The 24,669-nt window shown below is 59.5% G+C and carries 22 protein-coding genes; 15 read left to right on the forward strand and 7 right to left on the reverse strand.

Annotation, left to right across the window (positions count from 1 at the left end):
* From EOI86_RS20470 to EOI86_RS20490, 5 genes are read left to right on the forward strand one after another with little or no spacing between them, the layout of a single operon-like run.
* Positions 1-615, forward strand: coding sequence for a CpaD family pilus assembly lipoprotein (locus tag EOI86_RS20470; protein WP_127767514.1), 615 nt, complete (start codon positions 1-3; stop codon positions 613-615).
* A gap of 20 nt (positions 616-635) precedes the next feature.
* Positions 636-1,814 carry a CpaE/TadZ family protein gene (locus EOI86_RS20475; protein WP_127767515.1) on the forward strand — a complete coding sequence of 393 codons (1,179 nt, stop codon included), beginning with the start codon at positions 636-638 and terminating at the stop codon, positions 1,812-1,814.
* Entirely contained in the window at positions 1,802-3,586 is a 1,785-nt protein-coding gene (locus EOI86_RS20480; protein ID WP_240035752.1) for a TadA family conjugal transfer-associated ATPase, read from the forward strand. The genes EOI86_RS20475 and EOI86_RS20480 overlap by 13 nt, the downstream gene beginning before the upstream one ends.
* Complete coding sequence (locus tag EOI86_RS20485; RefSeq protein WP_127767516.1) at positions 3,583-4,584, forward strand: type II secretion system F family protein; 1,002 nt, start codon at positions 3,583-3,585, stop codon at positions 4,582-4,584. The genes EOI86_RS20480 and EOI86_RS20485 overlap by 4 nt, the downstream gene beginning before the upstream one ends.
* Before the next feature lies 1 nt (position 4,585).
* A complete protein-coding gene (locus EOI86_RS20490) occupies positions 4,586-5,560 on the forward strand; it encodes a type II secretion system F family protein (RefSeq protein WP_127767517.1) in 975 nt (324 codons plus the stop codon).
* 64 nt (positions 5,561-5,624) lie between these two features.
* Here the strand turns inward: EOI86_RS20490 and EOI86_RS20495 are convergent, their stop codons facing one another.
* Entirely contained in the window at positions 5,625-6,476 is an 852-nt protein-coding gene (locus EOI86_RS20495; protein ID WP_127767518.1) for a tetratricopeptide repeat protein, read from the reverse strand.
* Between the two features lie 234 nt (positions 6,477-6,710).
* On the opposite strand from EOI86_RS20495, the gene EOI86_RS20500 reads away from it, so the two are divergent.
* Positions 6,711-7,190, forward strand: coding sequence for a PAS domain-containing protein (locus tag EOI86_RS20500; RefSeq protein WP_127767519.1), 480 nt, complete (start codon positions 6,711-6,713; stop codon positions 7,188-7,190).
* 13 nt (positions 7,191-7,203) lie between these two features.
* Here the strand turns inward: EOI86_RS20500 and EOI86_RS20505 are convergent, their stop codons facing one another.
* From EOI86_RS20505 to acdA, 3 genes are all read right to left on the reverse strand, one after another.
* Positions 7,204-8,436, reverse strand: a complete 1,233-nt coding sequence (locus EOI86_RS20505) for a CaiB/BaiF CoA transferase family protein (protein ID WP_127767520.1) — start codon at positions 8,434-8,436, stop codon at positions 7,204-7,206.
* 78 nt (positions 8,437-8,514) lie between these two features.
* Positions 8,515-10,146: a thiamine pyrophosphate-binding protein gene (locus EOI86_RS20510; protein ID WP_127767521.1), complete on the reverse strand. Its 1,632-nt coding sequence runs from the start codon at positions 10,144-10,146 to the stop codon at positions 8,515-8,517.
* Positions 10,147-10,199: 53 nt separating this feature from the next.
* A complete protein-coding gene (acdA, locus tag EOI86_RS20515) occupies positions 10,200-11,441 on the reverse strand; it encodes a 3-sulfinopropanoyl-CoA desulfinase (protein ID WP_127767522.1) in 1,242 nt (413 codons plus the stop codon).
* A 109-nt stretch (positions 11,442-11,550) separates the two neighbouring features.
* Here acdA and EOI86_RS20520 point away from each other — a divergent pair, with 109 nt between their 5' ends.
* The 5 genes from EOI86_RS20520 (at position 11,551) to EOI86_RS20540 (ending at position 17,593) form a co-directional block, all read left to right on the forward strand.
* Positions 11,551-12,432 (forward strand): LysR family transcriptional regulator, encoded by an 882-nt coding sequence (locus EOI86_RS20520; RefSeq protein ID WP_161973927.1) that lies wholly within the window; start codon positions 11,551-11,553, stop codon positions 12,430-12,432.
* A 125-nt stretch (positions 12,433-12,557) separates the two neighbouring features.
* Positions 12,558-13,685, forward strand: coding sequence for an alanine racemase (locus EOI86_RS20525; RefSeq protein WP_127767524.1), 1,128 nt, complete (start codon positions 12,558-12,560; stop codon positions 13,683-13,685).
* A 102-nt stretch (positions 13,686-13,787) separates the two neighbouring features.
* Positions 13,788-15,950, forward strand: coding sequence for a methylmalonyl-CoA mutase (gene scpA / locus EOI86_RS20530; RefSeq protein WP_127767525.1), 2,163 nt, complete (start codon positions 13,788-13,790; stop codon positions 15,948-15,950).
* A gap of 254 nt (positions 15,951-16,204) precedes the next feature.
* Positions 16,205-16,900: a hypothetical protein gene (locus tag EOI86_RS20535; protein ID WP_127767526.1), complete on the forward strand. Its 696-nt coding sequence runs from the start codon at positions 16,205-16,207 to the stop codon at positions 16,898-16,900.
* Positions 16,901-17,137: 237 nt separating this feature from the next.
* Positions 17,138-17,593 carry a YHS domain-containing (seleno)protein gene (locus tag EOI86_RS20540; protein ID WP_127767527.1) on the forward strand — a complete coding sequence of 152 codons (456 nt, stop codon included), beginning with the start codon at positions 17,138-17,140 and terminating at the stop codon, positions 17,591-17,593.
* 58 nt (positions 17,594-17,651) lie between these two features.
* On the opposite strand, the gene EOI86_RS20545 is transcribed toward EOI86_RS20540, so the two are convergent.
* Positions 17,652-18,293 carry a hypothetical protein gene (locus EOI86_RS20545; protein WP_127767528.1) on the reverse strand — a complete coding sequence of 214 codons (642 nt, stop codon included), beginning with the start codon at positions 18,291-18,293 and terminating at the stop codon, positions 17,652-17,654.
* Positions 18,294-18,512: 219 nt separating this feature from the next.
* Here EOI86_RS20545 and EOI86_RS20550 point away from each other — a divergent pair, with 219 nt between their 5' ends.
* Genes EOI86_RS20550 through queG form a run of 4 tightly spaced genes read left to right on the forward strand, consistent with a single transcriptional unit; the run spans position 18,513 to position 22,349 of the window.
* Positions 18,513-19,085: a queuosine precursor transporter gene (locus EOI86_RS20550; protein WP_127767529.1), complete on the forward strand. Its 573-nt coding sequence runs from the start codon at positions 18,513-18,515 to the stop codon at positions 19,083-19,085.
* 13 nt (positions 19,086-19,098) lie between these two features.
* Positions 19,099-20,148: a tRNA preQ1(34) S-adenosylmethionine ribosyltransferase-isomerase QueA gene (gene queA, locus EOI86_RS20555; protein ID WP_127767530.1), complete on the forward strand. Its 1,050-nt coding sequence runs from the start codon at positions 19,099-19,101 to the stop codon at positions 20,146-20,148.
* Entirely contained in the window at positions 20,145-21,272 is a 1,128-nt protein-coding gene (tgt, locus tag EOI86_RS20560) for a tRNA guanosine(34) transglycosylase Tgt (RefSeq protein ID WP_127767531.1), read from the forward strand. The genes queA and tgt overlap by 4 nt, the downstream gene beginning before the upstream one ends.
* Positions 21,273-21,296: 24 nt before the next feature.
* A complete protein-coding gene (queG, locus tag EOI86_RS20565; protein ID WP_127767532.1) occupies positions 21,297-22,349 on the forward strand; it encodes a tRNA epoxyqueuosine(34) reductase QueG in 1,053 nt (350 codons plus the stop codon).
* A gap of 948 nt (positions 22,350-23,297) precedes the next feature.
* Here queG and EOI86_RS20570 read toward each other — a convergent pair.
* Positions 23,298-23,810 (reverse strand): hypothetical protein, encoded by a 513-nt coding sequence (locus EOI86_RS20570; RefSeq protein WP_127767533.1) that lies wholly within the window; start codon positions 23,808-23,810, stop codon positions 23,298-23,300.
* Complete coding sequence (locus tag EOI86_RS20575) at positions 23,804-24,664, reverse strand: hypothetical protein (protein ID WP_127767534.1); 861 nt, start codon at positions 24,662-24,664, stop codon at positions 23,804-23,806. The genes EOI86_RS20570 and EOI86_RS20575 overlap by 7 nt, the downstream gene beginning before the upstream one ends.
* Positions 24,665-24,669: the final 5 nt, after the last annotated feature.

Raw genomic sequence — 24,669 nt, forward strand, 5'->3', positions numbered from 1 at the left:
ATGTTGAAAAAAGCGACGCTTTCCACATTCATTGCCCTTGGCCTATGCGGCCCCCTTTCCGGCTGTTTCACCGGTCAGGAAATGGCGAGCATCGAACGGCGCCCGCAGGCACAAGTCGAGTTTACCCAATTCACGCATGTCGTGCCGGACTCCAACCAAGCCGACATCGTCGCCGGTGCCGACGGGTTTCTGCGCGCCTTCCGAGCCCGCTACGGCGATGTGATTTTCGTCAGCGGCGGCGCTACCGAGCGGCGCGGTGAATTGGTCACCTATCTGACACGGTCCCATCCGGCCCTGCGCGTCGTTGCACGGGACGGGGCGGACCCGAAACCGCTGACGCTTGTTCTGGAGCGGGCCGTCGCCTTCACGGCGGAATGCGATTACTTCTCCCGCCCGGTAACCGACGGTGCGGATCAGGCGCCGTTGACGGGCTTTGGATGTGCAAGCGACATGAGTCTTGCCCAAATGGTCGCTGACCCACGAGACCTTGTGACCGGGAAGCCCGGCGGCCCAATGGATGCCGAGGTCCCGACCGATGTCATTCAGGCAGTCCGGGAAGAGCGCTTCTCGATCACCGTCGAAGAAACCACCACAACCGGAACATCCGAGAACTGATCGGAAGCAGGCGAGCCAATATGAACACCCCGCAGGAACGCACCCTCAGCCTAATCGCCGTCAGTGATGACGCGATGCTGACCGACGTGCTAGCGCGTATGGTCGACGGCGGCTTTAACGCCGCTGCCGAAGTGCTGCCACGAGCGACACTGCCTGAACAATTGTCCGACTGGCAGGCCGATCTAATCCTGTTGGACGTCACCAATGACGTGGACCCGCTGGATACCATTCATCGCACGGCCAACGCATCACAGGGCCGGGTCGTCGCAATTGGCGACATCAACGACGTTTCCATGTACCGGGCGGCCGTCCAGGCCGGCGCCGAAGACTATTTGATCATGCCGCTGGACGAAGCAACTTTGACCGAGGTTATCTCGCGGGCTCGGATCCCGTCCGCCCGGGCACCGGTTGTCGAAGAAGAACCGGAAGGCACCAGCCTTCATCTTGTCATCGGCGCCCGAGGCGGGGTCGGTGCGACAAGCTTCGCCGTTTCTACCGCATGGCTAGCGGCCGAGACTTACGAGCGTGAAACCGCACTGATCGACCTGGATCTTCATTTCGGCAGTTGTGCCCTGGCGCTCGACTTATTGCCGGGTTCGGGCCTGCGCGACGCGTTGCAGCACCCGGAGCGGATCGATTCACTGTTCGTCGGTAGTGCCATGATCAACGCGACGGACAAGCTTTTCGTTTTGGGCGCGGAAGAATCCCTGAACCACCATGTCGACCCCTCACCGGCGGCGATTGCGACGCTTTACGAAGCCGTGGCCTCCACCTTCAAGACTGTGATTATCGATATTCCCCGGCATGCGCTGCACTATGCCAGCGCGCTGATTGAACTGGCGGACAGCATCACTATCGTCACCGACTCCTCAATTGCTGGTTTGCGCGACACGGTCCGGCTTCAGGAGGTTCTCGCCGACGGCATGAAATCTCGGAATATTCAAATTGCGGTGGTCGAACGGCCCAAACCCCAACAACAAGTCACGCGCAAGGAAATGGAACAAGGCCTGGGCGGCCAGGTCCATGTTTGGATCCCCCATGACGCGAAATCGGCGTCGGCAGCGGCAACGCAAGGCAAGTCCCTGCCGGAAGTCGCAGGCCCCCGCGGCCTAGTGACAAAGGCCCTTTCGACGGTCGCGCGCGACTATGCTGGCCTTTCAGACGAGCGGGCGAAAGGGAAGAAGCTATGGCGCTGGTAGACAGTCTGCGGGCACGTCGGGGCGACAAGTCGGGAGTCGAAAACGCAACCATCGCGCTTCGCCGTTTTCGCGATAGCCTGGCGCCCGTGATCGCCGAGACCCTTTCCGCACACGACCCTCGCTTCGCCAAGCGGGCGGACCTGAGCCGGATCATCAAAGAGACGATCAACAACGAATCGGCCAAGCAGCAATTCACACTAAGCCTGCTGCAGGAACGCAATCTGATCACCGATTTGCTGAATGAGTGGATTTCGACCGGCGGCAAACCCGATGCGACATTCACCGAAGACCCACCGGCCACATCGGACGAACCCGTGCGTCCGACGATCCGTATCGGGGGGCAACAAATCCCGGCAAAGCCGGCTGCGCAAGTTCAAGCGGCCCCGCTGCGAACCGAACAATCGTTGGCACCGGCCCCGACAGACGGTGAAACGTTACCGGGAACACGCTTGTCGGACCTGATGTGGGATGCGGAACCGGAAGCAGCACCGGCCAAACCCGAAGACTTGGGCCGCGCGTCGGTGGAAGCGGCTGCCGAAGTCATTCGCGGGCCGCTCACAGAGCAGATCGATGTCAGCGCAGCCGCGAAATTGTCGCGCGGTGAATTGGCGAAGCAGATCACGGAAATCCTGTCCGACATCTTGCGGTCGAAGCAGATCCAGTTGAACTCCATGGAGCAACGGGACCTGGTCACCCTGTTGATCAACGACATGCTGGGCCTCGGCCCACTCGAAGCGCTTCTGGCCGACGAGAGCATCACAGACATCATGATCAACGGGCCCTATCAGATTTATGTGGAGCGCAAGGGCAAGCTGACGCTGACCGACATCCGGTTCCGTGACAACCAGCACTTGATGGGCGTCTGCACTCGTATTGTGAACCGTATCGGACGGCGTGTGGACGAAAGTTCGCCGATGTGCGACGCGCGCCTTGAAGACGGCAGCCGCGTTAACATCATCATCCCGCCGCTGGCCCTGGACGGGGCGTCGGTCTCCATCCGCAAATTCTCGGAAAAGAAGATCACGCTGGAAGTGATGACTTCCCAGAACAACATCTCCAAATCGATGGAGACGGTCCTGAAAATCGCCGGGCGCAGCCGTTTGAATATCCTGATCAGCGGCGGCACCGGGTCGGGTAAGACGACGCTTTTGAACGCGATGAGCCGGATGGTCGATACCGGCGAGCGCGTGGTCACGATCGAAGACGCGGCGGAACTGCAATTGCAGCAACCCCATGTCGTGCGGTTGGAAACGCGTCCGCCAAACCTGGAGGGACGCGGTGAAATCACCATGCGCGACCTTGTGAAGAACGCGCTGCGTATGCGCCCGGACCGGATCATCCTTGGGGAAATTCGCGGCGGCGAAGCGATCGACATGCTTCAAGCCATGAATACCGGCCATGACGGATCGATGTGTACCATCCATGCGAACAATCCGCGTGAAGCCCTCACCCGTCTTGAAAACATGGTTTCCATGGCAGGCTTCAACCTGCCCGCAAAGGCAATGCGGCAACAAATTGCGTCCGCCGTCGATCTTATTGTTCAGGTTAGCCGCATGCGCGACGGCAAGCGCCGGATTACCAGCGTGACGGAGGTCGTGGGCATGGAAGGCGAGGTTATCACAACGCAGGAATTGTTTGCCTTCCGCTTCAAAGGCGAGGACCAGGACGGCAACCTAATCGGAGATTTCGAACCCGCCGGTCTGCGTCCGCATTTCTCCGAAAAAGCTTCGTATTTCGGTCTCGAGCGCCCATTGGTGGAGGCGATGTCGTGAGCGATATCTTCAAACACCTAACACCGGACGTGATGTTCGCCGCAATCGCCATTCTGGTTGCGATTGCGGTGCTTGCCGGGGTCTACGTTCTTGCTTCCATGAACTTGCGGGAACGGGGCCATCGTCGCAGTCGGCTTGAGCGCGCGGTGTCCCGCCGCCTCGGAACCAAGCAAGCGGACGAAGTCGTTTCCCTGCGCCGTCTCGATCCGACCAGCCGGTTCGACAAATTCTTCGGCCCACTGCTGCCGAAACCGGAAAAGCTGCGCGTCCGCCTACGGCAAACCGGCCGAACGATTTCACCGGGGCAATTCGGACTAGGTATCCTTTTGACCGCTATCGTGACCTTCGCGTTGATGTGGCGCCTTGGCGGCTTGCCACCGATGACGTCCGTGATCATAGGTGCCGCAGCCGGTTTGTTGCTGCCGAATTTTTTCGTTTCCAATTTGATCCGCCGTCGGCGCGACACTTTCGTCGACAAACTGGCCGACGGCATCGACGTCATGGTTCGCGGCTTGAAGGCGGGCCTGCCGATTTCGGAAACGGTCATCGCTGTCGCAAACGAAGCCAAGTCACCGGTAAAAGAAATTTTCTCCGAAGTAGCGGACCGGGTTCGCGTCGGCGCACAAGTGGACGAGGCCTTCGCCCAAGCCGCCGACAATATCGACGCCCCGGAACTGAAGTTCTTGTCGATAACGCTATCGGTGCAGAAAGAAACCGGGGGCAATCTGGCCGAGACGTTGGAAAACCTCTCGGAAATTCTCCGCAAAAGACGCCAGATGAAACTGAAAATCAAAGCTGTCTCTTCAGAAGCGCGCGCCAGCGCTAGCATTCTGGGGTCCCTGCCTTTCGTGATGTTCGGCATCCTGCTGCTGGTGAACCCGGGCTATGCGACGGAACTCTTCCACGATCCGCGTGGCCATATGCTGCTTGCGGTTGGGTTAGGCAGTATGGCGGTCGGCATTGGTGTGATGATAAAGATGGTGAGGTTCGAGATCTGACATGACATTTGACGATCTTCTCCCCAGCGGGTGGACCGCCGCAGACGCCGTTTTCGCGCTTGCATGGGCCGCGACCTTCTTTGCCATCGTTGCCATCTGGGTTCCGCTTCTTGAGCGCCGACCGAGCAGCCGACGTGCGGCCGCCATACGGCAACGCCGATCCGACCTTTTGACCAAGGCGCGGGAACCAAAGCGGCGCGGCCTGGGCAACCAGGGCATCGGTTTCGCGAAGAAGGTTGTTCAACGCTTAGAACTGCTCGGCAGCGGCCAGCACGAAACCGCAAAACTAAAGATGCTGCGGGCCGGCAAACGATCAAAGGACGCGGTCGTTCTTTTCCTCTTCATGAAATTGACGATGCCGATCATCCTTGGCGGCATCACGGCGCTCCTGCTGTATGGCACCGGCTTTTATCCAATGCCGCCGATCATCAAACTGGTCGTGTGCGTCACTATGATCATGGTCGGTTTCTACGCTCCGGAAATCTATGCCCGGAACGCCGCGGATAAGCGCAAGGCGGCATTGGAAAAAGCCATGCCCGACGTCATGGACCTTCTGGTCATTTCCGTGGAAGCTGGATTGAACCTGGATTCTGCCCTGGTCCGCGTAGCGCGTGAAATCCGCCTATCCTGTCCTGAACTTGCCGACGAGCTGGAACTGACCGCCGTCGAACTAGGCTTCCTCCAGGAACGGCGCGAGGCGTTGAAAAACCTGGAAATTCGAACAGACCTCCCCTCTGTAACCGCTCTGGTCGGCACGCTCGGTCAGGCCGAAAAATATGGTACGCCCTTGGCCCAAAGCCTGCGCGTCCTGGCCGCCGAGATGCGGAGCGACCGGCTGATGAAGGCGGAAGAAAAGGCGGCTAAACTGCCGGCCACGCTGACAGTACCGATGGTGATTTTTATCATGCCGTCCCTGTTCATCGTGCTGATCGGCCCGGGCATCCTGCGCACCGTGGACGCGCTGGGTAACCTTTAGCCGACGAGGCTAAGGCAGTCAGGCGATTTCCGGCCAAGCGGAATACAACCTTCTTGAAGAATCATCAGGATTGCGGCGGACGGCCGTTCGCCATGAAGGCGCGGATCGAATCCAGCCGTCGCTTCGGATCCTGAAGTCCCCGGATCGTCCGGAAATACTCCAGATTCCGCTCTACAGAAGCCGGGTCCATATCGAAGGAAGCGATCTCACGCGCCTCGTCTTCCTGCCCGGCCAAGGCCAGCACCATGACAAGGGTTTGCCGGTGTTGGGGCGACGCCCCGGTTGACCCGACGACCGTGCGTAGGCGCGCGATACCGGCCTCTTCCGAGCCCGCCAGGAACTCGCTTAGGCCCAGATTGTGTTGAAGATCGAGGCTGTCCCCGCCCTGCGCCAACCCAGCGCGATAGGTCGACTGCGCGGCGAGATGATCGCCGGTCATGTCATAGGCGGCGCCGAGGCCGAGATAAGCGCGGTAATCCGTCGGCGCGGCCTCAACCGCGGCGAGATAATGGGGGATCGCCAAGGCCGGTTCCCCAATAGACAGCAGCGCATTGGCGAGGCCACGGCGCGCTTCCACATCTTTCGGCGCCCGGTTCAAGGCAGCGCGAAAGGCCTCGGTCGCTTCTTCCGGTGCGCCCCCGAGCGACAGAGCCATGCCCAGTTTCGTAAGCGGTTCCGGCGCCTCCAAGTTGACCGAATGCGCGTTTCGGAACAGAGACGCAGCGGCGGCGAAATCGCCCTCCTGCATCTTCTCTTCCCCAGCGTTCATGACAGCTTCGAAAGTCGCGGTCGACGGCGCAGAACCGGCCAGTTTGGCCTGTTCACCCGTTAGCATGCAGCCCGGCAAAGCCAAGCAGGCCATGACGGTGCCCACCTTCAAATGCCAGCGCAAACGCCTGCCCAATCGCGTGCGCATAATATGACCCTTAAATTACCATTTCGTGTGCCGAGCCTAACCGATGGCCGTATCGCAAGCACCAAAAAAAACTCTGCATTTCAATTGATTGCAAGATTTCCACCATGTTTGACGTGGTGCCAAGGCATCAACATCCCCCTAGCCCAGTACCGGAAACAGGCCAATATCGTCTTTGGCTATTGGTTTGTTCGAGTATAATTCGCCAGAATAGATAATCCGAAAGAACGTAGTTCTATGGGCGAGGTGAACGTCAAGGAAGAGGGCCTAGACGGCCCGGATGAGGCTTGCGATCCGGCATTGGGCAAGCTCCTTGCCCTCTGGATGAGCATGGTCTGCGACAACGAACCGCCGCTTCGGCAAACGCTGGACCCTTTTACCTTGAAGCCTTGGCTGGGCCATATCAGCATTTTCGAAGCGCTTGACGGCAACGACTTCGTGATCCGGCTCGACGGTTCGGCTATCGTCGAGCTTACCGGTGAGAATTGGACTGCCCATCGCGCCAGCGACGTAGACCGAAAATACGGCTCACACCTGGTAGATCACTTGTCCGACGTCACGCAGACGAAACGCCCGGTATTTCATCGCATGATGATTTTCCAGAAACGGCATTTCTTAGCGTCGCGTCTGCTTTTGCCAATTCGCAAATCTATGGACGGCCCGGCAAACCAAGTCTTTCTGGCCTTGTATATGGATATCGTTCAACCCGAGGAATGACGGACAAGTGTGGTCAGCCTTTGACCGTTGTCGCGCCGGAATTGGCGAGGGCTTCGACCTCTTCCGCATCAATACCGAGCAAATCCCGCAAGACCTCGTCCGTATGCTGACCCAGCGTGGGCGGTGCATGACGGTACTGAACCGGGGTACCGGACATTTTCACGGGATTGGCGATCAGCGGCACGGTACCCTCACCGGCGGCGTCGTGCGGCACGTCGATGCGCATGCCGCGGGCCTTAACCTGCGGATCATCGAAAACCTGGGCGATGTTGTTGACCGGGCTGCACGGCACCCCCCGACTGGCGAGGCCGTCCACCCATTCCGCCACCGTTTTCTGTGTCATATAGGCCGGCATCAACGCATAAAGTTCTTCCCGATTGCGAACCCGTTTTGAATTCGTCTCAAACCGGGGGTCGGAGGCGAGTTCTTCCGCGCCCGCGAAGGTGCACCATTTCTGGTATTGTCCATCATTGCCGACGGCAAGAATGACATGCCCATCGGCGCATTCGAAAACCTTGTAGGGGACGATATTGGGATGTTCGTTGCCGCGCGGCTTCGGAACTTCTCCGGAAACCAGGTAATTGACCCCTTCATTGATCAGCCAGGCAACCTGGGTATCGAGCAGGCAGCAATCGATATGCTGCCCCTCGCCCGTCCGGTCACGGTGACGCAAGGCAGCGAGTATAGCGGTCGACGCGTACATACCGCACATGACATCGGCAATCCCGACGCCCACTTTTACAGGTTCCACGCCCGGCGTCCCGGTGATCGACATGATCCCGCCCAATCCTTGGGCCAGGAAATCGTAGCCCGCGCGCGGGGCATAAGGCCCGGTCTGCCCGAAACCGGTAATGGAGCAATAGATCAGGGACGGGTTTTCCGCCTTGAGGTCATCGTAGGAAAGGCCGTAGGCCTTCAATCCCCCAACTTTGAAATTTTCGACGAGAATGTCGCATTCCTTGATCATCCGGCGGGCGAGTTGCTGCCCTTCCTCACTCGCCAGGTTGATGGTCACGGACCGTTTATTGCGGTTGGCACACAGATAATACGCGCTTTCCGTCGTATCTTCCCCATCATGCCCCTTCACATAGGGCGGTCCCCATTTCCGCGTATCGTCGCCCTGGTCCGGCCGTTCGACCTTGATCACATCGGCGCCAAAGTCGCCCAGATACTGGGTGCAGGTCGGCCCGGCCAAAATGCGGGTGAGGTCGAAGATGCGGATACCTTCCAGCGGCATGCCTGTCATGATTTTCCCCTTGCCGGCAGCCCCGGCGACAATCGGATAACGGTTTGGATTAATCGGCTCATTCAGTAGCTCTGCGGATCAGAGCCGCCCGTCATATGCCTTGCGATCGAATGTGCATGCAAGCACCGTGAACGTATCCGCCGCCAGCGCATCTTGCATGGCAGCCGCCAGTTTTTCCCGCGAATCCACGGTGACACCCCGACCGCCCAGCGCCTGCCCGACGGCGGCGAAATCGGTACCGTCGAAGTCGACGGCCAGGTTCTTCATACCGACGCCGCGTTGCTTCAATTCGATCAGCGCAAGCGACCGATCGACGAAAACAATGACCGGCACCGCGAGTTTCAAATCCCGTAAGGTCGCCAATTCACCAAGGATCATTTCCAACCCCGCATCGCCGGTGAAGCACACAACCGGTTTTTCGGGATCGGCTGCTTTCGCGCCGATGGCGAGCGGCAAGGCGCAGCCCATGGTGCAAAGCCCGGTGGATTGCAGCAACTGACGTTCATGAAAACAGGACCAGACCTGGCTTAACAAAATCCGGTGCGCACCGCTGTCGACTGTGGCAACACCGTCGCGCGGCAAAGCGGCACGAACCGTCTCGACGATAGCGGCGGGGCCCCAGGCTTCGTTCTGTCCATAGGCGCCGGCCAGGGTTTCCTTGGCTGCCGCAGGTTCGCCACCCGGCCAAGTTTCGCGTGGCTCGACGCCCTCGCCCAGCGTGCGGAGACCTGCCGCGATATCGCACACGAAGCTGACGCTGGACTGATGCATATAATGATCATTGGTCGCCGCCGCGATCTCAACGACGTTCTGATCGCGCGGGTCCCAAACATTCCGCCAACCAGTCCGCATTTCGATCGGATCGTAACCGGCCAGTAGGATGAGGTCGGCATCCTTCACCAACGGCAAAAGGGATTTGTCCGCGGTCGGCGACAAACCTGCGCCGCCAAGGGCAATCGCGGCGTCTTCAGGCACGATGCCTTTGGCCTTGTAGCTGGTGATCAGTGGAACGTTGTGACGGCCGCAGAAATCGGCAACCCGTGCCGCACCGCCGGGGCTGTTCAACACATCCAATCCAGCAATCATAATCGGCCGTTCCGCCGCCGCGAGCCATTCTTGCGCCTGGTCGAGGTCGGGACCCGCGGCCGGAGCGGTGGCGCTGTTGACCGCGCGCGGCGCAGCACCGACACAGGCGGCCGGCTTGGTCTGACGCGACATGGGCAAGTCGATATGCACAGGCCCCGGACGGTCGTCGAGCGCGAGACGGACGGCCCGGTCGGCCAGGACATCCACCGCCCCGTCACCCAGCGAAAAACCGCCTTTGGTAACGGGCGCCAGGACGGCCATATGATCGAAGACCTGATGGTTGTAAGTCAGCGCCTCTTCGGGGTCGACCGACCCGGTCAGCACGATCAGCGGGACGCGGTCCTGTTCCGCATTGGCGATCACGTTGAACCCATTGGCCAGCCCAGGTCCGACCGTTGTCACCAGGATGCCCGGCGCACCGGTCATGTGATAGACGCCTTCGGCCATGAAACCGGCGTTGTTTTCGTGTTTTGTCAGGATGAACCGGATGCCCGCGCGGTCGAGCGCGTCAATCATGGCGATCACCTCGCCGCCCGGTATCCCGAATGCGAAACGGCACCCGGCGTCATAAAGACGCCGCGCGATGATATCCACGGCAAGTGTGCCGGCACTGCTTTCAGCCATACTATCCTAAACCGGTTTGGCGGCGTCGACCGACGCCGGTTTCGTGTTCGCGGTTATTCCGCAGCCGCTTTCGCGGCCCGCTGCGCAAGACGGTCATAGCCGTCCCGTGTTTGCGGCAATTTACGGTCCAGCAGCCGGCTGGCAACCACCGTCCGCAAAATCTGCGCGGTTCCGCCGCCAATTGTGAACATGCGTGCGTCACGAACCATGCGTTCCAGCGGCAGATTGCGGGAATAACCCCGCGCGCCGAACAGCTGCAAAGCATCGTTGGTGACCTTGATCGACATTTCAGAAGCGAAAACCTTCGCCTGGGCAGCCAATTGCACATCCGGGAAGGGCGCGGCACTGGCCGCGGCCCGCCAAATCAGCATCCGGGCGGCGTCCAACTGGGTCGACATATCCGCCAGCATCCATTGTAGGCCCTGAAATTCAGCAATTGGGCGGCCGAACTGTTCGCGGGTTTGAACGAAATTCAACGCATGCTCATACGCACCCGCGGCGATGCCCATAGCGACCGTGGCGGCGCCGACGCGTTGGGAGTTATAGGCATCCATCAATTCGGCAAAACCGCGCCTGAACCCGCCCGGCGGGACCAAGACCATGTGTTCGGGCACTTCCATATCCTCGAAATGCACTTCTGTCTCCGGAATGCCGCGAAGGCCCATGGTCGGTTCGCGCTTGCCGATGCGCAGGCCCTTGGTTTCATCCCTGACGGCGAGAAACCCGCCAATGCCTTGGTCCTCCCCCTTTTCGTCAAAGACGCGGGCGAAGACCAGATGCAGGCGTGAAACGCCGCCGCCGGTGATCCAATGTTTCTTGCCGTTCAATACATAGGTATTGCCGCGCTTATCCGCGCGGGTCGTCATTTCCGTCGCCGCCGAACCCGCCTCAGGCTCGGTGATGCAGATGGCCGGCTTGTCTCCGCTCAACACAAAGGGCGCGGCGAATTTCTTCTGTTCCTCGGTGCCGTAACGCAGGATGGCGGAGATCCCGCCCATATTGGCTTCGACTACGATGCGTCCAGTCACACCGCAAACCTGGGCGAATTGCTCGATGACAATGGCCGCGTTCAGGAAGCAGTGCCCCTGTCCGCCATAGGCTTGCGGCACCGTCATTCCCATGAAGCCGTTCTCCCTGAGGGCTTCGGTGACCTCCCACGGATATTGCTCCGTCCGGTCGGTTTCTGCCGCCCTCGGCTGAACGAAGTTCTGCGCCAAGTCTCGCGCCCGCGCCTGCAGTGCTTTTTGCTCGGGGGACAAATCGAACTGGATGGCCGCCTGGATACCGGTCGTCATTTGGATCGCCTCGTTTCCTACATGTTCTTCCGTTCACAAGTTTGTGATGGTTTCGTTCTTCAAACAAACGAATTATATTGAATATTATCTTCAATTTTTTTGGTGTTATATGAATCTAAAACACCTGCGAACCTTCGTGACGATCGCCGAGACGGGCAGCTTCCAGGCTGCGGCCGAGCGGCTTTTCCTGACCCAATCGGCTGTCAGCATGCAGATGAAGGCGCTCGAGGCGACCCTGCAGGCAGAGCTTTTCGACCGTGGCAAGCGCCCGCCGGTCTTGAGTGCACTGGGACGGACCTTGCTGGACCGCGCGCGCGACCTTGTGGATCAGGTCGAGAATTTCCGCCACGCCGCTGCCGGGGGTGACGATTTGCTTGGCGCCCTCACCCTGGGCGTCATTCCAAGCGCGACGACATCCATTCTACCCGGCGCCTTGGCGCGGCTTCGGGATGAACATCCCCGCATGCAGGTGAGGATCGAGGGGGGATTGTCCGCCGGCCTCGAAGATCTTGTCGCCGGGGGCGTGATCGACGCCGCAGTCGTTACGGAGCCGTCACGATTGCCGCCCGGCCTGCGCTGCCTGACCATCTTTTCCGAACCGCTGCTGATCGCAGCCCCGATGGGGACGGAAGTCGACAACGGGGCTGTGCTTCTGGAAACACTTCCCTTCATCCGCTTCAACCGGGGCACCGGCGTGGGGCGCATCATCGAAACGACCCTGCAATCCCGCGGTATTCGGGTGGATGAGACCATGGAGCTGGATTCCATCGAAGCGATACTGATGATGGTGTCTCGGGGGCTTGGGGTGGCGGTCGTTCCGCAAAGGAGCCTAACCGAGCAATTCGCCCATACAGTCAGAACGGTTCCGTTCGATGCCCCGGGCGTGACCCGGAATGTCGGTCTGGTGGTCCGCCGGCGTCAGTCGGAAACGCCGCTGGTCACGGCCCTGTTCGGCGCATTATGCTTCGCCGCCCAAGATGAATTGGGGTGAGACGGGATCGGTTCGGAAATCCGCAACGGTCCGGCAATGAAACCGCGCCCATGGGCGATTTAACAGTCACATTTGTAGTTGGCCCCGCCCCCCGGGTCGCTACATAAGATGAAATGAAGGCCAAAATGCACGTTACCGACCTGCCGACACCAAGCCTGCTGCTGGACAAAGCCCGCCTGACTGCGAATGTAGATCGCATGCTGAAAAAGGCAGAAAGCCTGGGCGTCGCGCTGCGCCCGCATTTAAAGACGGCCAAATCCGCGGCGGTGGGCACGCTTGCCACCGACAAGCTGCGCTACGGCATCACGGTGTCGACCCTGAAGGAAGCCAGCTACTTTGCCGATCACGGGTTTCTGGACATCACCTATGCTGTCGGCATCGTGCCCGCCAAACTGGACGAGGCCGCCCACCTGATGGACCGGGGCGTCGAGTTGAAGATCATCACCGACAGCCCGGACGTCGCCCGCGCGGTTGCCGCCCATGGCGCGCCTTTCGACCTGCTGGCGGAAATCGATTGCGGCGACCATCGCGGCGGCGTGCCGGCCGACGGTGAGGAATTGATGGAGATCGCCGCCGCGTTCCGGACCGATGCGGAACCGGGACAGGCGCCGCGACTGGCCGGCGTCCTGACCCATGCGGGCCATTCCTATGGCGTGAATTCCATTGCCGAGATCGAGAAGATCGCCGAGGAAGAGCGCCTTGCTGTCGTCGGCGCGGCGGAACGTTTGCGCGCGGCGGGACACCAGATCGATATCGTCAGCGCCGGATCAACGCCGACCGCGTTGTTTTCAAAAGATGCCACCGGCCTGACCGAATACCGCCCCGGCGTTTTCGTCTTCTTCGACCTGGACCAACAGTCTCGCGGGGTTTGCGACCGCAGTGACATCGCCGTCAGCGTCTTGGCCAGCGTCATCGGGCACAACAAGGCGGCCGGCAAGATCCTGCTGGACAGCGGTGGATTGGCCCTTTCCAAGGACCGGGGCGCCAACGCCTTCCGGCCGGAAGTCGGCTATGGCGAGGTCTGCGATGCAGAAACGGCGGAACCGGTCGGCGGCCTCTATGTCAGCGGCGTCAGCCAGGAACACGGCCATGTGGCGGTCACCGACCCGGCCGCCTACGAAAAACTACCGGTCGGGTCCAAAGTCCGCATTCTGCCGAACCATGCCTGCATGACGGCGGCGGCCTATGATGCATACGGTATTCTGGAAGGGACCGAGGTGGTCGGAACCTGGGATCGCGTGAACGGCTGGTAACACGCCGCGCCAGCAATATCTCATGAGGTAAGCCCTATGAGATTGGACACCCCATATCCACAAGCGGTATAAGGGCATCGCGTTCAGGTGAGGAGACTTCGAATGGCCGATTTCGAGAAGAAGACGTTCAGCGACTGGGAAGCCATGGTCGAAAAAGAGACCAAGGGCAAGTCCGCCGCGGACCTTACCTGGACCAGCCCGGAAGGCATCGCCGTCAAACCGCTCTACACGGCCGACGATTTGGACGGCCTTGCCCATATGGAAGGCCTGGTGCCGGGCGCCGCGCCCTTCGTGCGGGGGCCGCGCGCATCGATGTATACGCAGCGCCCCTGGACGGTCCGGCAATATTCCGGCTTCTCCACGGCGGAGGAATCCAACGCTTTCTATCGGCGCAACCTGGAAGCCGGGCAGATGGGCCTGTCCATCGCCTTCGACCTGGCGACCCATCGCGGCTATGACAGCGACCATCCCCGCGTCATCGGCGATGTCGGCAAGGCGGGCGTCGCCATCGACTCCGTCGAAGACATGAAAATCCTGTTCGACGGCATCCCCCTCGACAAGATGTCCGTTTCCATGACCATGAACGGTGCGGTGCTGCCGGTGCTGGCCATGTATGTCGTGGCGGGCGAGGAGCAGGGCGCGTCCCAGGCGCAGCTTTCCGGGACCATTCAGAACGACATCCTGAAAGAGTTCATGGTCCGCAATACCTATATCTATCCACCGCAGCCCTCGATGCGGATCGTGGCCGACATCATCGAGCACACGGCCAAGCACATGCCGCGCTTCAACTCGATTTCGATTTCCGGCTATCACATGCAGGAAGCGGGCGCGACCCTTGTTCAGGAACTGGCTTTCACCATCGCCGACGGGGTGGAATATGTCCGCGCCGCGGTCTCCAAGGGGTTGGACGTCGACAGTTTCGCCCCGCGCCTTTCCTTTTTCTTCTGCCTGGGCATGAACTTCTTCATGGAGGTCGCGAAGCTGCGCGCGGCGCGCTTCCTGTGGGCCAACCTGATCAAGGACAAGTTCGACGCCAAGGATCCGAAAAGCCTGATGCTGCGCACCCATTGCCAGACATCAGGTGTCTCGCTTGCGGAACAAGATCCCTATAACAACGTCATCCGCACGACGATCGAAGCGATGGCCGGCGCCCTGGGCGGCACCCAGTCGCTGCACACCAATTCCTTCGACGAGGCGCTCGGCCTGCCGACCGATTTTTCCATGCGGATTGCGCGGAACACGCAGCTGATCCTGCAGGAGGAAACCTATATCACCAAGACGGTCGACCCGCTGGCCGGCTCCTATTACGTCGAAAGTCTGACCGCCAGCCTGATCAAGGAAGCGGGCAAGCTGATCGACGACGTCGAAGCCATGGGCGGCATGTCCAAGGCGGTCGGCGAAGGCATGCCCAAGATGAAGATCGAGGAAGCCGCGGCCCAGCGCCAGGCCCGGATCGACAAGGGCGAAGAGGTGATCGTCGGCGTCAACAAATACCGGCCGACCAACCCGGAAAAGGTCGACGTGCTGGATATCGACAATACCAAGGTGCTGAAGGCCCAGGTCGAACGCCTGCACAGCATTCGCAAGACGCGGGATGAGAACGCCTGCCGCGCGGCGCTCGACGAAATTTCGAAAGCGGCCGAATCCGGCGAAGGCAATCTGCTGACCCTCAGCATTGAAGCCGCGCGTCACCGCGCCACGGTGGGCGAAATCTCCGACGCCATGGAGAAAGTCTTCACCCGTCACCGTGCCGTCGTGCGCTCGATTTCCGGTGTCTATGGCGCGGCATACGAGGATGATGAAGGCTATCAGGCGATCAAGGCGGAAATCGAAGGCTTTGCCGAGGCCCAGGGCCGCCGCCCGCGTATGCTGGTGGTGAAAATGGGCCAGGACGGCCATGACCGCGGCGCCAAGGTGATCGCGACGGCCTTCGCCGATATCGGCTTCGACGTCGATGTCGGCCCGCTGTTCCAAACGCCGGAGGAAGCCGCCACCCAGGCCATCGAGTCAGACGTTCATGTCATCGGCGTTTCCAGCCAGGCGGCGGGCCACAAGACCCTCGTCCCCTCGCTGATCGAAGCGCTGAAGGCCGAAGGGGCCGGCGACATCCTGGTCGTCTGCGGCGGCGTCATCCCGCCCCAGGACTACGACTTCCTGCTGAAGGCCGGCGTCGCGGCCATCTACGGCCCCGGCACCAACATCCCGAAAGCGGCCTCGGAAGTGCTGAAGCTTATTCAGGGGCAGACGGCCCAGGCGGCGGAGTGATTATAATATGCGATGCATTGGCGCTGGCGAAGGCTCAGTTGGCCTGTTGAATACTTCTCTTGAATGCGGTCTGAGAGAAACTCGAGAAAGGCTGTTTGAAGGCACTATCCACGCATAGAACAACAAAATATCTTTTATGATGTTAATAAATTCCAACAACCTGAAAGATGACATTTTTCGTCGTGATCTTCCAACTTTCTGGAATCAATCTCTCTTAGCTCGACGTCACTCGCGTCTAGTCCAGGACAATAAGAATGTCAGCAAATATAGGATCCGATAATGACGATCAAAATTCGGAACTATTGCCGCCTCGAATTCGACTATTAGGGTCGGTTGCTACCGGTTTCGTCTCGCTGGCAATTATTGCGTATTTTCTGGCGCATATTTTCTGCAAATTTGGCCCGGCACCGAAGGACCTGGATCTCTCCACGATCTTAGTTCTTACAACAGTAGGCTTCCTGTTTTTCTCAATTCCCTGGCGACAACTGGGGTTTTCCTTAACCAAGTTTGGCCCATTGGAATTCGAACGAAAACTTGAAGGACAGTCTGAGGAGCACATACAGGTCATAAGTCTTCTGGAGGAACGTATAGATGATTTGGAAACTCTCGTTCAGGCAGTCGGAGGCCAAACACAACAGTCCGAAAACTCGGATGCTGCGAATGATGCGCTTTCTGTAGAGAAACCAGCCGGAGCACCAATTTCACGGAACACCGAGAAAATAGGCGAAGCTGAGTTACGCGAATTGGTCGTGTCCTTTCTGACCCAGTATTCAAAGTGGGCCTTTTCGCCCTCGCGGATTGAGAACTGGGGGAGCACAAAACCTGGGTTCGAGAATCTTAGTAACGATGGAAAGTTGCTGCGAAAAACGCTCCGAAAACTAGTGGCTGACGGCGTCGCCGACACCAAGATCAGCCAAAAAGGCCTCACGCTTTACAAAATATCAAGCTGATCTCGTGTTACAGGTTCAGTCTTCAATCTCACTGCCTAGTTGTTACAATTCTTCTACGAGACGTACGCCTGAAATTGGTTCGACGATTAGTTCGGGCGTCCAATGTCACACCCGGTAAAGTCTGGGTGAGAGTCGCGCACGGGCTCTAGGCTTGGCCGCGGTGTTCGACTACCTGTTAGGTCAACAGAGGGAGGTATCAGGCCTCCCGCCAAACCTGACTGACAGGAGACAAGACCCATGCGGAAATTCTTCGCCCCCCTCTTCGCCGCGATGATCGGCGTTAGCCTTTTCGCCAGCGCCCCGGCGCAAGCGGCGGAAGATCCTGTTTTCCAATCCTTCTTGGGCACCGCGATCAACGGGTATGACCCGGTCGCCTATTTCACCGAAGACAAGCCGGTCGAAGGTTCGTCAGACCATGCCTATCATTGGAACGGTGCCGAATGGCACTTCGCCAGCGCAGAGAACCTGGAAACCTTCAAGGCCGACCCGGAAAAATACGCCCCGCAATACGGCGGTTATTGCGCCTATGCGGTGTCCGAAGGCTATACGGCCAAGACCGAGCCGGATGCCTGGAAGATCGTCGATGGGAAGCTCTACCTGAACTACAACAAGGACGTTCAGGAGAAGTGGGCGCAGGACATTTCCGGCCGCATCGCCAATGCCGACAAGAACTGGCCGAAGGTTTTGGAATAAGCCAGTTCCGCAATCTTGCTCTGCCGCGCGTGCCGCTTTGGCCGCGCGGCACTACTGTTTAGACCGCATCCTGAAGGCTAACCAAGTCTTCATCAATAACGACAACAACCCAGTTCACGAAATTCTCGAAAGCCTGCTTCGCCGCCTTCCTGTGTAACGGGTCGAATGAATTCGGAAGCCATAGATATCCGCCCTCCGTCGCTGTGGAATGTCCCACAATCTTCTCCGGTTCTGCGCTCCGAACACCTTGGCTGACTTTTACCAAGGCATCAAATTGGACGCCTTGGCTGCAGTCCGAAGTACTTCCCCACGTCGTGGAACAGGAGCCGCTTGCATATAGTCTTTCGAATTCTACGACGACCCTCGGTACAAAACGATCCGGGGGAACAATGTCGTAGTAGCGAGACAACGCCTCCACTGTAACGGCGACGATATTCGGATCGTAGTTGTAGTGGGCTGAATAGTTATCTGTGTCGTCGAACTGAAGAGTAATGTCCATCGAGTGCGGTTTTCGAACCTCCAGACTGATGGCAGGTCGGACAGACCGTCCCTCCAGCTTTCCTTCGCCGATCAGATCTTGCCGACCGGGGACCCGGTCAGCAACTGTCACACATGCGGTAAGGGCAAGGGCCGTCCCCAGCCAAAGTGCTCGAACAACGAGCTTGGTTACATTTCGGCGCAACAAAAAACAGGCACTCATACGCAATCCCCCCAATTCAATTGCCGCGCCTCTATCTAGCAAACCCTGACAATAGTGTCTCGCAACACGGCACCAGAATTTGACACCGCCTTCCTTTCCGGCGTATCAACCGCGCCGCCGGGCGGGCTTTTCGCCACGGCATAACGGTTATCGGGGGCGGGGCTATTACTCCGCTTATGACCATGATGGTCTATTCGCCCGTAACGAAAGGAAATCGAGATGTCATTCTCCGCGCAGGACGCAAAGCGTCTGCTGCTGCCCGTGGTTGCCATGGGCCTTGTCATTCTTCTGTCCAACATCGCCGTCGGCTATCCGGTCCAGTATGTGCTGGGCGGGGTGGATCTTGCCGAACTGCTGACCTGGGGGGCTTTCACCTACCCCATCTGTTTCCTGGTGACCGACACCACGAACCGCCTGTTCGGTGCGGCCGATGCCCGCAAGGTCGTCTATGTCGGCTTCGCCCTGGGCGTGGTTCTGTCCCTCATCCTGGCCGATCCGCGCATTGCCGCCGCGTCGGGCGCCGCCTTCCTGATCGCCCAATTGCTGGACGTGCTGATCTTCGACAAGCTGCGCCGGGGCGCCTGGTGGCAGGCCCCGACGGTTTCCAGCTTTTTCGGGTCGGCCGTCGACACCGCGATCTTCTTTTCCATCGCCTTTGCCGGCACGGGCCTGCCCTGGATGAGCTGGGCCGCGGGCGATTTCGTCGCCAAGCTGGCGATGATCGCCGTGCTGCTCTATCCGTTCAAACTGCTGGTCGCGCTGTTTCCGGCGCAACAGCGGGTAGCCGGCTGATCGTGCTCGCCTCATGAAAGTCGACCTTTTCGATTTCGACCTGCCGGCCGAATTGATCGCGCAGCACCCGGTGGAGCCGCGCGACGCCGCCCGCATGCTGGACCTGACCTCGGGGTCGCCGGTGGATCGGATCGTCTCCGCCCTGCCCGACCTGCTGCGGCCGGATGATGTGATGGTGGTGAACGACACCAAGGTCATCCCCGCCCGGCTGATCGGGCGGCGCGGGCAGGCGAAGGTCGAGGTCACCCTGCACCGCCGCGTCGACGGCAACCGCTGGCGCGCCTTCGCCAAGCCCGCGAAGAAATTGAAAATCGGCGACGATTTCGTCTGCGAGTTGGGCCTTGTCGGTGAGGTGGTCGAAAAGTTCGACGGCGGCGAAGTGGAATTGCTCTTCCCCTATTCGGGCGAGGCCCTGCTGGATCAGATCCGCATGCAGGGCGTCATGCCCCTGCCGCCTTATATAAAGAGGCAGGATATCGCAGAGGACGCGGAAGCCCAGCAGCAGGACCGCGAGGATTATCAGCCGATCTTCGCGAAACATGAAGGCGCGGTTGCCGCCCCCACTGCCTCCCTCCACTTCACCGACCGGCTGCTGGCGGCGCTGGAGGCGAAGGGCGTGACGCGGGAGACGCTGACCCTTCATGTCGGCGCGGGCACCTTTCTGCCGGTCAAGGTCAGCGATACCGACGACCATGTGATGCATGAGGAAATCGGCATCCTCACCCCAGAGGTGGCGGAACGCCTGAACGCGGCAAAAGCCGAAGGCCGCCGCATCGTCGCCGTCGGCACCACGGCCCTGCGCCTGCTGGAAAGCGCGGCGGATGAGGGTGGAAAAATCCATCCCTTCGACGCGACGACGGACCTGTTCATCACGCCGGGCTATCGGTTCAAGGCGGTCGATCTGTTGCTGACGAATTTCCACCTGCCGAAATCGACCCTGTTCATGCTGGTCAGCGCCTTTGCCGGGCTGGAGCGCATGAAAGCGGCCTATGAACACGCCAAGGCGGAAGGCTACCGCTTCTATTCCTATGGCGATTGCTGCCTGTTGGAGAGAACGGAATGAGTGAGTTCGGTTTCGACCTGATCGCGACGGACGGTGCGGCGCGGCGCGGGCGCGTGACGACGGCGCATGGCCAGATCGACACACCCGCCTTCATGCCGGTCGGCACGGCGGGCACGGTGAAGGCGATGCTGCCGCAATCGGTCGCAGGGACCGGCGCGCAGATCGTGCTGGGCAATACCTATCACCTGATGCTGCGGCCGGGCGCGGAACGCGTCCAAAAACTGGGGGGCCTACACAAATTCATGGATTGGCCGGGACCGATCCTGACCGACTCGGGCGGGTTCCAGGTCATGTCCCTGGCGGAGATCCGCAAGATCACCGAGGACGGCGTGCGCTTCCGATCCCATATCGACGGCAGCTACCATACGCTGACGCCGGAACGGTCGATCGAAATCCAGAACCTGCTGGATGCGGACATCACCATGGCCTTCGACGAATGCACGCCCTATCCGGCGACGGAGAAACAGGCGCGCGACTCCATGGAACTTTCCATGCGCTGGGCCAAGCGCTCGAAAGAAGCGTTCGAGGACCGGCCCGGTTATGGATTGTTCGGCATCGTCCAAGGCAGCACCTTCGAGAACCAGCGCCTTGAATCCGCGCAGGCGCTGCAAGACATCGGCTTCCACGGCTATGCGGTCGGCGGGCTGGCCGTTGGCGAGGGCCAGCAATTGATGTTCGACACGCTGGACTATACCTGCCCGGCACTGCCGGCGGACAAGCCGCATTACCTGATGGGGGTCGGCAAGCCCGGCGATATCGTCGGCGCGGTCGCGCGCGGGATCGACATGTTCGACTGCGTGCTACCCACCCGGTCGGGCCGCAACGGCCAGGCCTGGACCCGGCGCGGGCCGGTCAACGTGAAGAACGCCCGCCACGCGGAAGACCCGCGTCCACTGGACGCGGAATGCCCCTGCCCGGCCTGCACTCAGTTCAGCCGCGCCTATCTCAACCACCTTGTAAAGGCGGGGGAGATCCTCGCCATGATGCTGGTGACATGGCATAACCTGACCTATTATCAGCAATTGATGGCGGACTTGCGGTCGGCGATCGAGGGCGGAACGTTTGAGGCCTACGTCGCCCAGTTCAACGCCCTGCAGGCGGAAGGCGATATCGAGCCGCTATAGCGCCACGGGCCAGGGAAGGATGCCGTGACCAACCTTCGACAGGCAATCGAGGACAAGGCCCGCGAGATCGGATTCGACGCGGTCGGCTTCGCCCCTGTGCACCTTGCGGAACGGGAAGGCGCGCGCCTCAAGCAATTTGTCGCGAACGGCGAAAACGGCGATATGGGCTGGATGGCCGAAAGGCTGGAACACCGGTCCTCCCCGCAAGGCCTGTGGCCTGAAGTGAAATCCGTCATCGTGCTGGGCACCAATTACGGCCCGGCCCATGACCCGCTGACCGATCTTGAGAACAAGGACCGGGCCGTCATCTCCGTCTATGCCCGCAACCGGGACTATCACGACCTGGTCAAGAAACGCCTGAAGCAGCTTGCGCGCTGGCTGGTGGAAACGAACCCCCAATCAGACAAGACGGAGGTGAAGGTTTTCGTCGACACCGCCCCGGTGATGGAAAAACCCGTCGCGGCGAAAACAGCGGTGGGTTGGCAGGGGAAGCACACGAACCTCGTCAGCAGCAAATACGGCTCCTGGCTCTTCCTGGGCGAAGTCTTCACCACACTCGACCTCACCCCCGACGCGCCCCACAAGGACCAATGCGGGTCCTGCACCGCCTGCCAGGACATCTGCCCAACGAACGCCTTCCCTGCGCCCTATACGCTCGACGCGCGGCGCTGCATCTCCTACCTCACCATCGAGCATAAGGGGCATATCCCGGAAGAATTCCGGGAAGCCATCGGCAACCGCATCTATGGATGCGACGATTGCCTGGCCGTCTGTCCCTGGAACAAGTTCGCGCAACGCACCGAAGAACACGCCTTCCTCCCCCGCGCCGAACTCACCGCCCCCCGCCTCGCCGACTTTTTGGACCTCGACGACGCCGGCTTCCGCGCCCTCTTCACCGCCAGCCCGATAAAACGCATCGGCCGTGACCGGTTTCTTCGGAACGTGCTGATCGGGATCGGGAACAGTGGTGACGCCTCGGTCCTGCCGAAGGTTGTTCCGTTGCTTGAGGACGAATCGGAGCTGGTGCGGGCGATGGCGGTTTGGGCGGCGGGAAAGTTGGGTAGCGCGTCGCAGTAGTTCCAGGTAACGTGTTCTTGCCTACGCACCTGCAATTGAGGATCATAACAAAGCAACAGCCTGAGGTGATCTGATGCTGCGAACTACTTTGTTAATCTCACTTTCCGTGTCACTAGTCTCGGCGTTGGTGGTTGTACTTTCCAAGGTGATCAATTTTCCCTTTTTGGAACTTATCAGCGGCATCTCAATGTTCGCCGGATTTATAGTGTTATTCATCGTGATGTTCTTCGCCGCATGCGAATTTATTGAAACGCAATTTGACCCATTCGGTTACAAAAAGGACCGCAAGGAAAAGTAACCGGAGAGTATGGCTTCCGAGCAAATCGCCCCGGCATCGCCGCCGCCAGTCCGCCGTCGACGATCAGTTCCGTGCCCAGGACGAGACCGGCCTATTTCGAGACGAGGATTGCGTTGGCTTCGCCGCTGAAATCCGCGAGGTCGTCGCGGCGATGCTGTATGGAATTGTTGCAACCAACAACGCAGACTGTTTGAGCATGCGCATCGACGCCGATACCGTATCCGCATGACGGCGTCGGGCTGAAACGAATGGAGCGACCATGGCTGATAAGTGCGTTTTGATAACGAACTACGGTGACAGTTTATTTTATTATTTTGACGCGCCACGTCACCCCGACATCGCCGCTGCCGAGCCGCCGTCGACGATCAGTTTCGTGCCGGTGACGTGACCCGCCTCTTTAGAGACGAGGGTGAGGATGGCGTTGGCGTCGTCGATCATCTTTCTCTTCTTGAGCAAGCTGCGCCAAACCTTTGGGATGTATTCTGTATCGAGTGTCCTGTGCTTTGACAAAGCCGCCATCGACGATCAATTCCGTGCCCCTGACACGCCTCGTTTTTTTGGAAACGAGGTAGAGGATGGCGTTGGCGACGTCCCAGCCGGTGTCGGCTTGTTTCGGGGCGACTGAGACCTTCAACGAAAAAAGCGCATTTTCACATAAGCACCGGATTCTGACAGTTAGTTAGCGGCGAAGGCTCCATCATATATTCACTCATCTCGTCCGGATGGAAGTCGTCGATATCGTCCGGGTCGATCTTCTTGGAGCGCAGGTCAGCGTCGAACGCGGCGTAACTGGTGAATGTTTCGGTGAGGTAGTCTCTTTCCTCCGCGTTCCTTACCGTTACAACGAAAAACTCGTAACGGTCCGTGACCTCTGCCGTCCCATTATTGTCATCGCAATCGTACCAATTCACCACCTGACGGAACCCAAACACATAGGGGTCTTCATAGTCATAAGAGAGGACGGACGGTTGGACGACATCTTGCAGTCCGGTCGCGGGGTCATGCCATTGTATGACCATGTTAATCGGGCTGGTGTCGGCGTATTGCAGACCTGTTTCCCCGATGTCTTCTATGTAATCGAAAACGCCGGGCCCACAACTCACCAAGCCCAAGGAAGCAACAGCCCCGCACAATAACGACCGATAGCGTGTTCGCATCACCATATTGGGTCCACCACTGTTGGGCTTCCACGGAATTTCATCCGATACTTCGTCCCGTCGCCGGCAATCGCCTCCCCAACGACGGTTGCGACGTTCCGTGGAAGATTCTCGATACCATATTTCCACTCAAAGTCGTATTCTTCATCTTGGATTGTAGCAACACCATCTGCAATCCGCAGGCTCACCGTCCCATGGACAAGATAGTCATTGGGGCCGATGACTATCGCATTTACTTGACCGTTTTTCGGAACCTCCCCAAGTGGCAAGACCTTAAGCTGTGTCGCATCGACGGTCACCTCAAACGATGGCGCTTTCGTTGCGCGATACAGCGCGTTCGCGTCGCCTAGGCTCAAATGACCATCCGCCACAGCCTTCTTGCGGATTTCACCTGCGGAAATACGGTTGCGCGCCCTTTCCCAACGCCTTGAAACGACAGAGTTCGACTTTCCGAGGGTATCGCCGTCGTCTTTCCCTTCTCGCGCGTCCAGCCCAGTGCTGATTGGCTTGTTGGAATTCTGCGAAACAACTGTGGCCGAATTTTGGCGGTCGCTGGGAATTTCATGCTTCGCTCTTTGTCGAACATCCTCCAAGCGCCTCGATGCCACATCGATCTCATCCTGCTCTCCCTTGTGGCGGGCAAGGATAAGAGCCGTTTCCGCAGCTTCTTCTTCGTTCTCGTCCCGATCGGCCGCAAGGCCGTACCGAAACCAGTTCTCCCAAAACTCGGCAGGCAAGTGCGAACCACGATAGAGCTTTTCGAACTCATTTTGCTGATTGGGTGTCAGCCTTTTGCGTCTGATACGTCCGTTCGGCTCCACGCGTCGAAAAAGGATGCCGTCGGCGCGATTGTCTCGCATGCATA

The sequence above is a fragment of the Hwanghaeella grinnelliae genome, assembly GCF_004005845.1.
In the GTDB taxonomy this organism is placed as follows: Bacteria; Pseudomonadota; Alphaproteobacteria; order UBA8366; family Aestuariispiraceae; genus Hwanghaeella; species Hwanghaeella grinnelliae.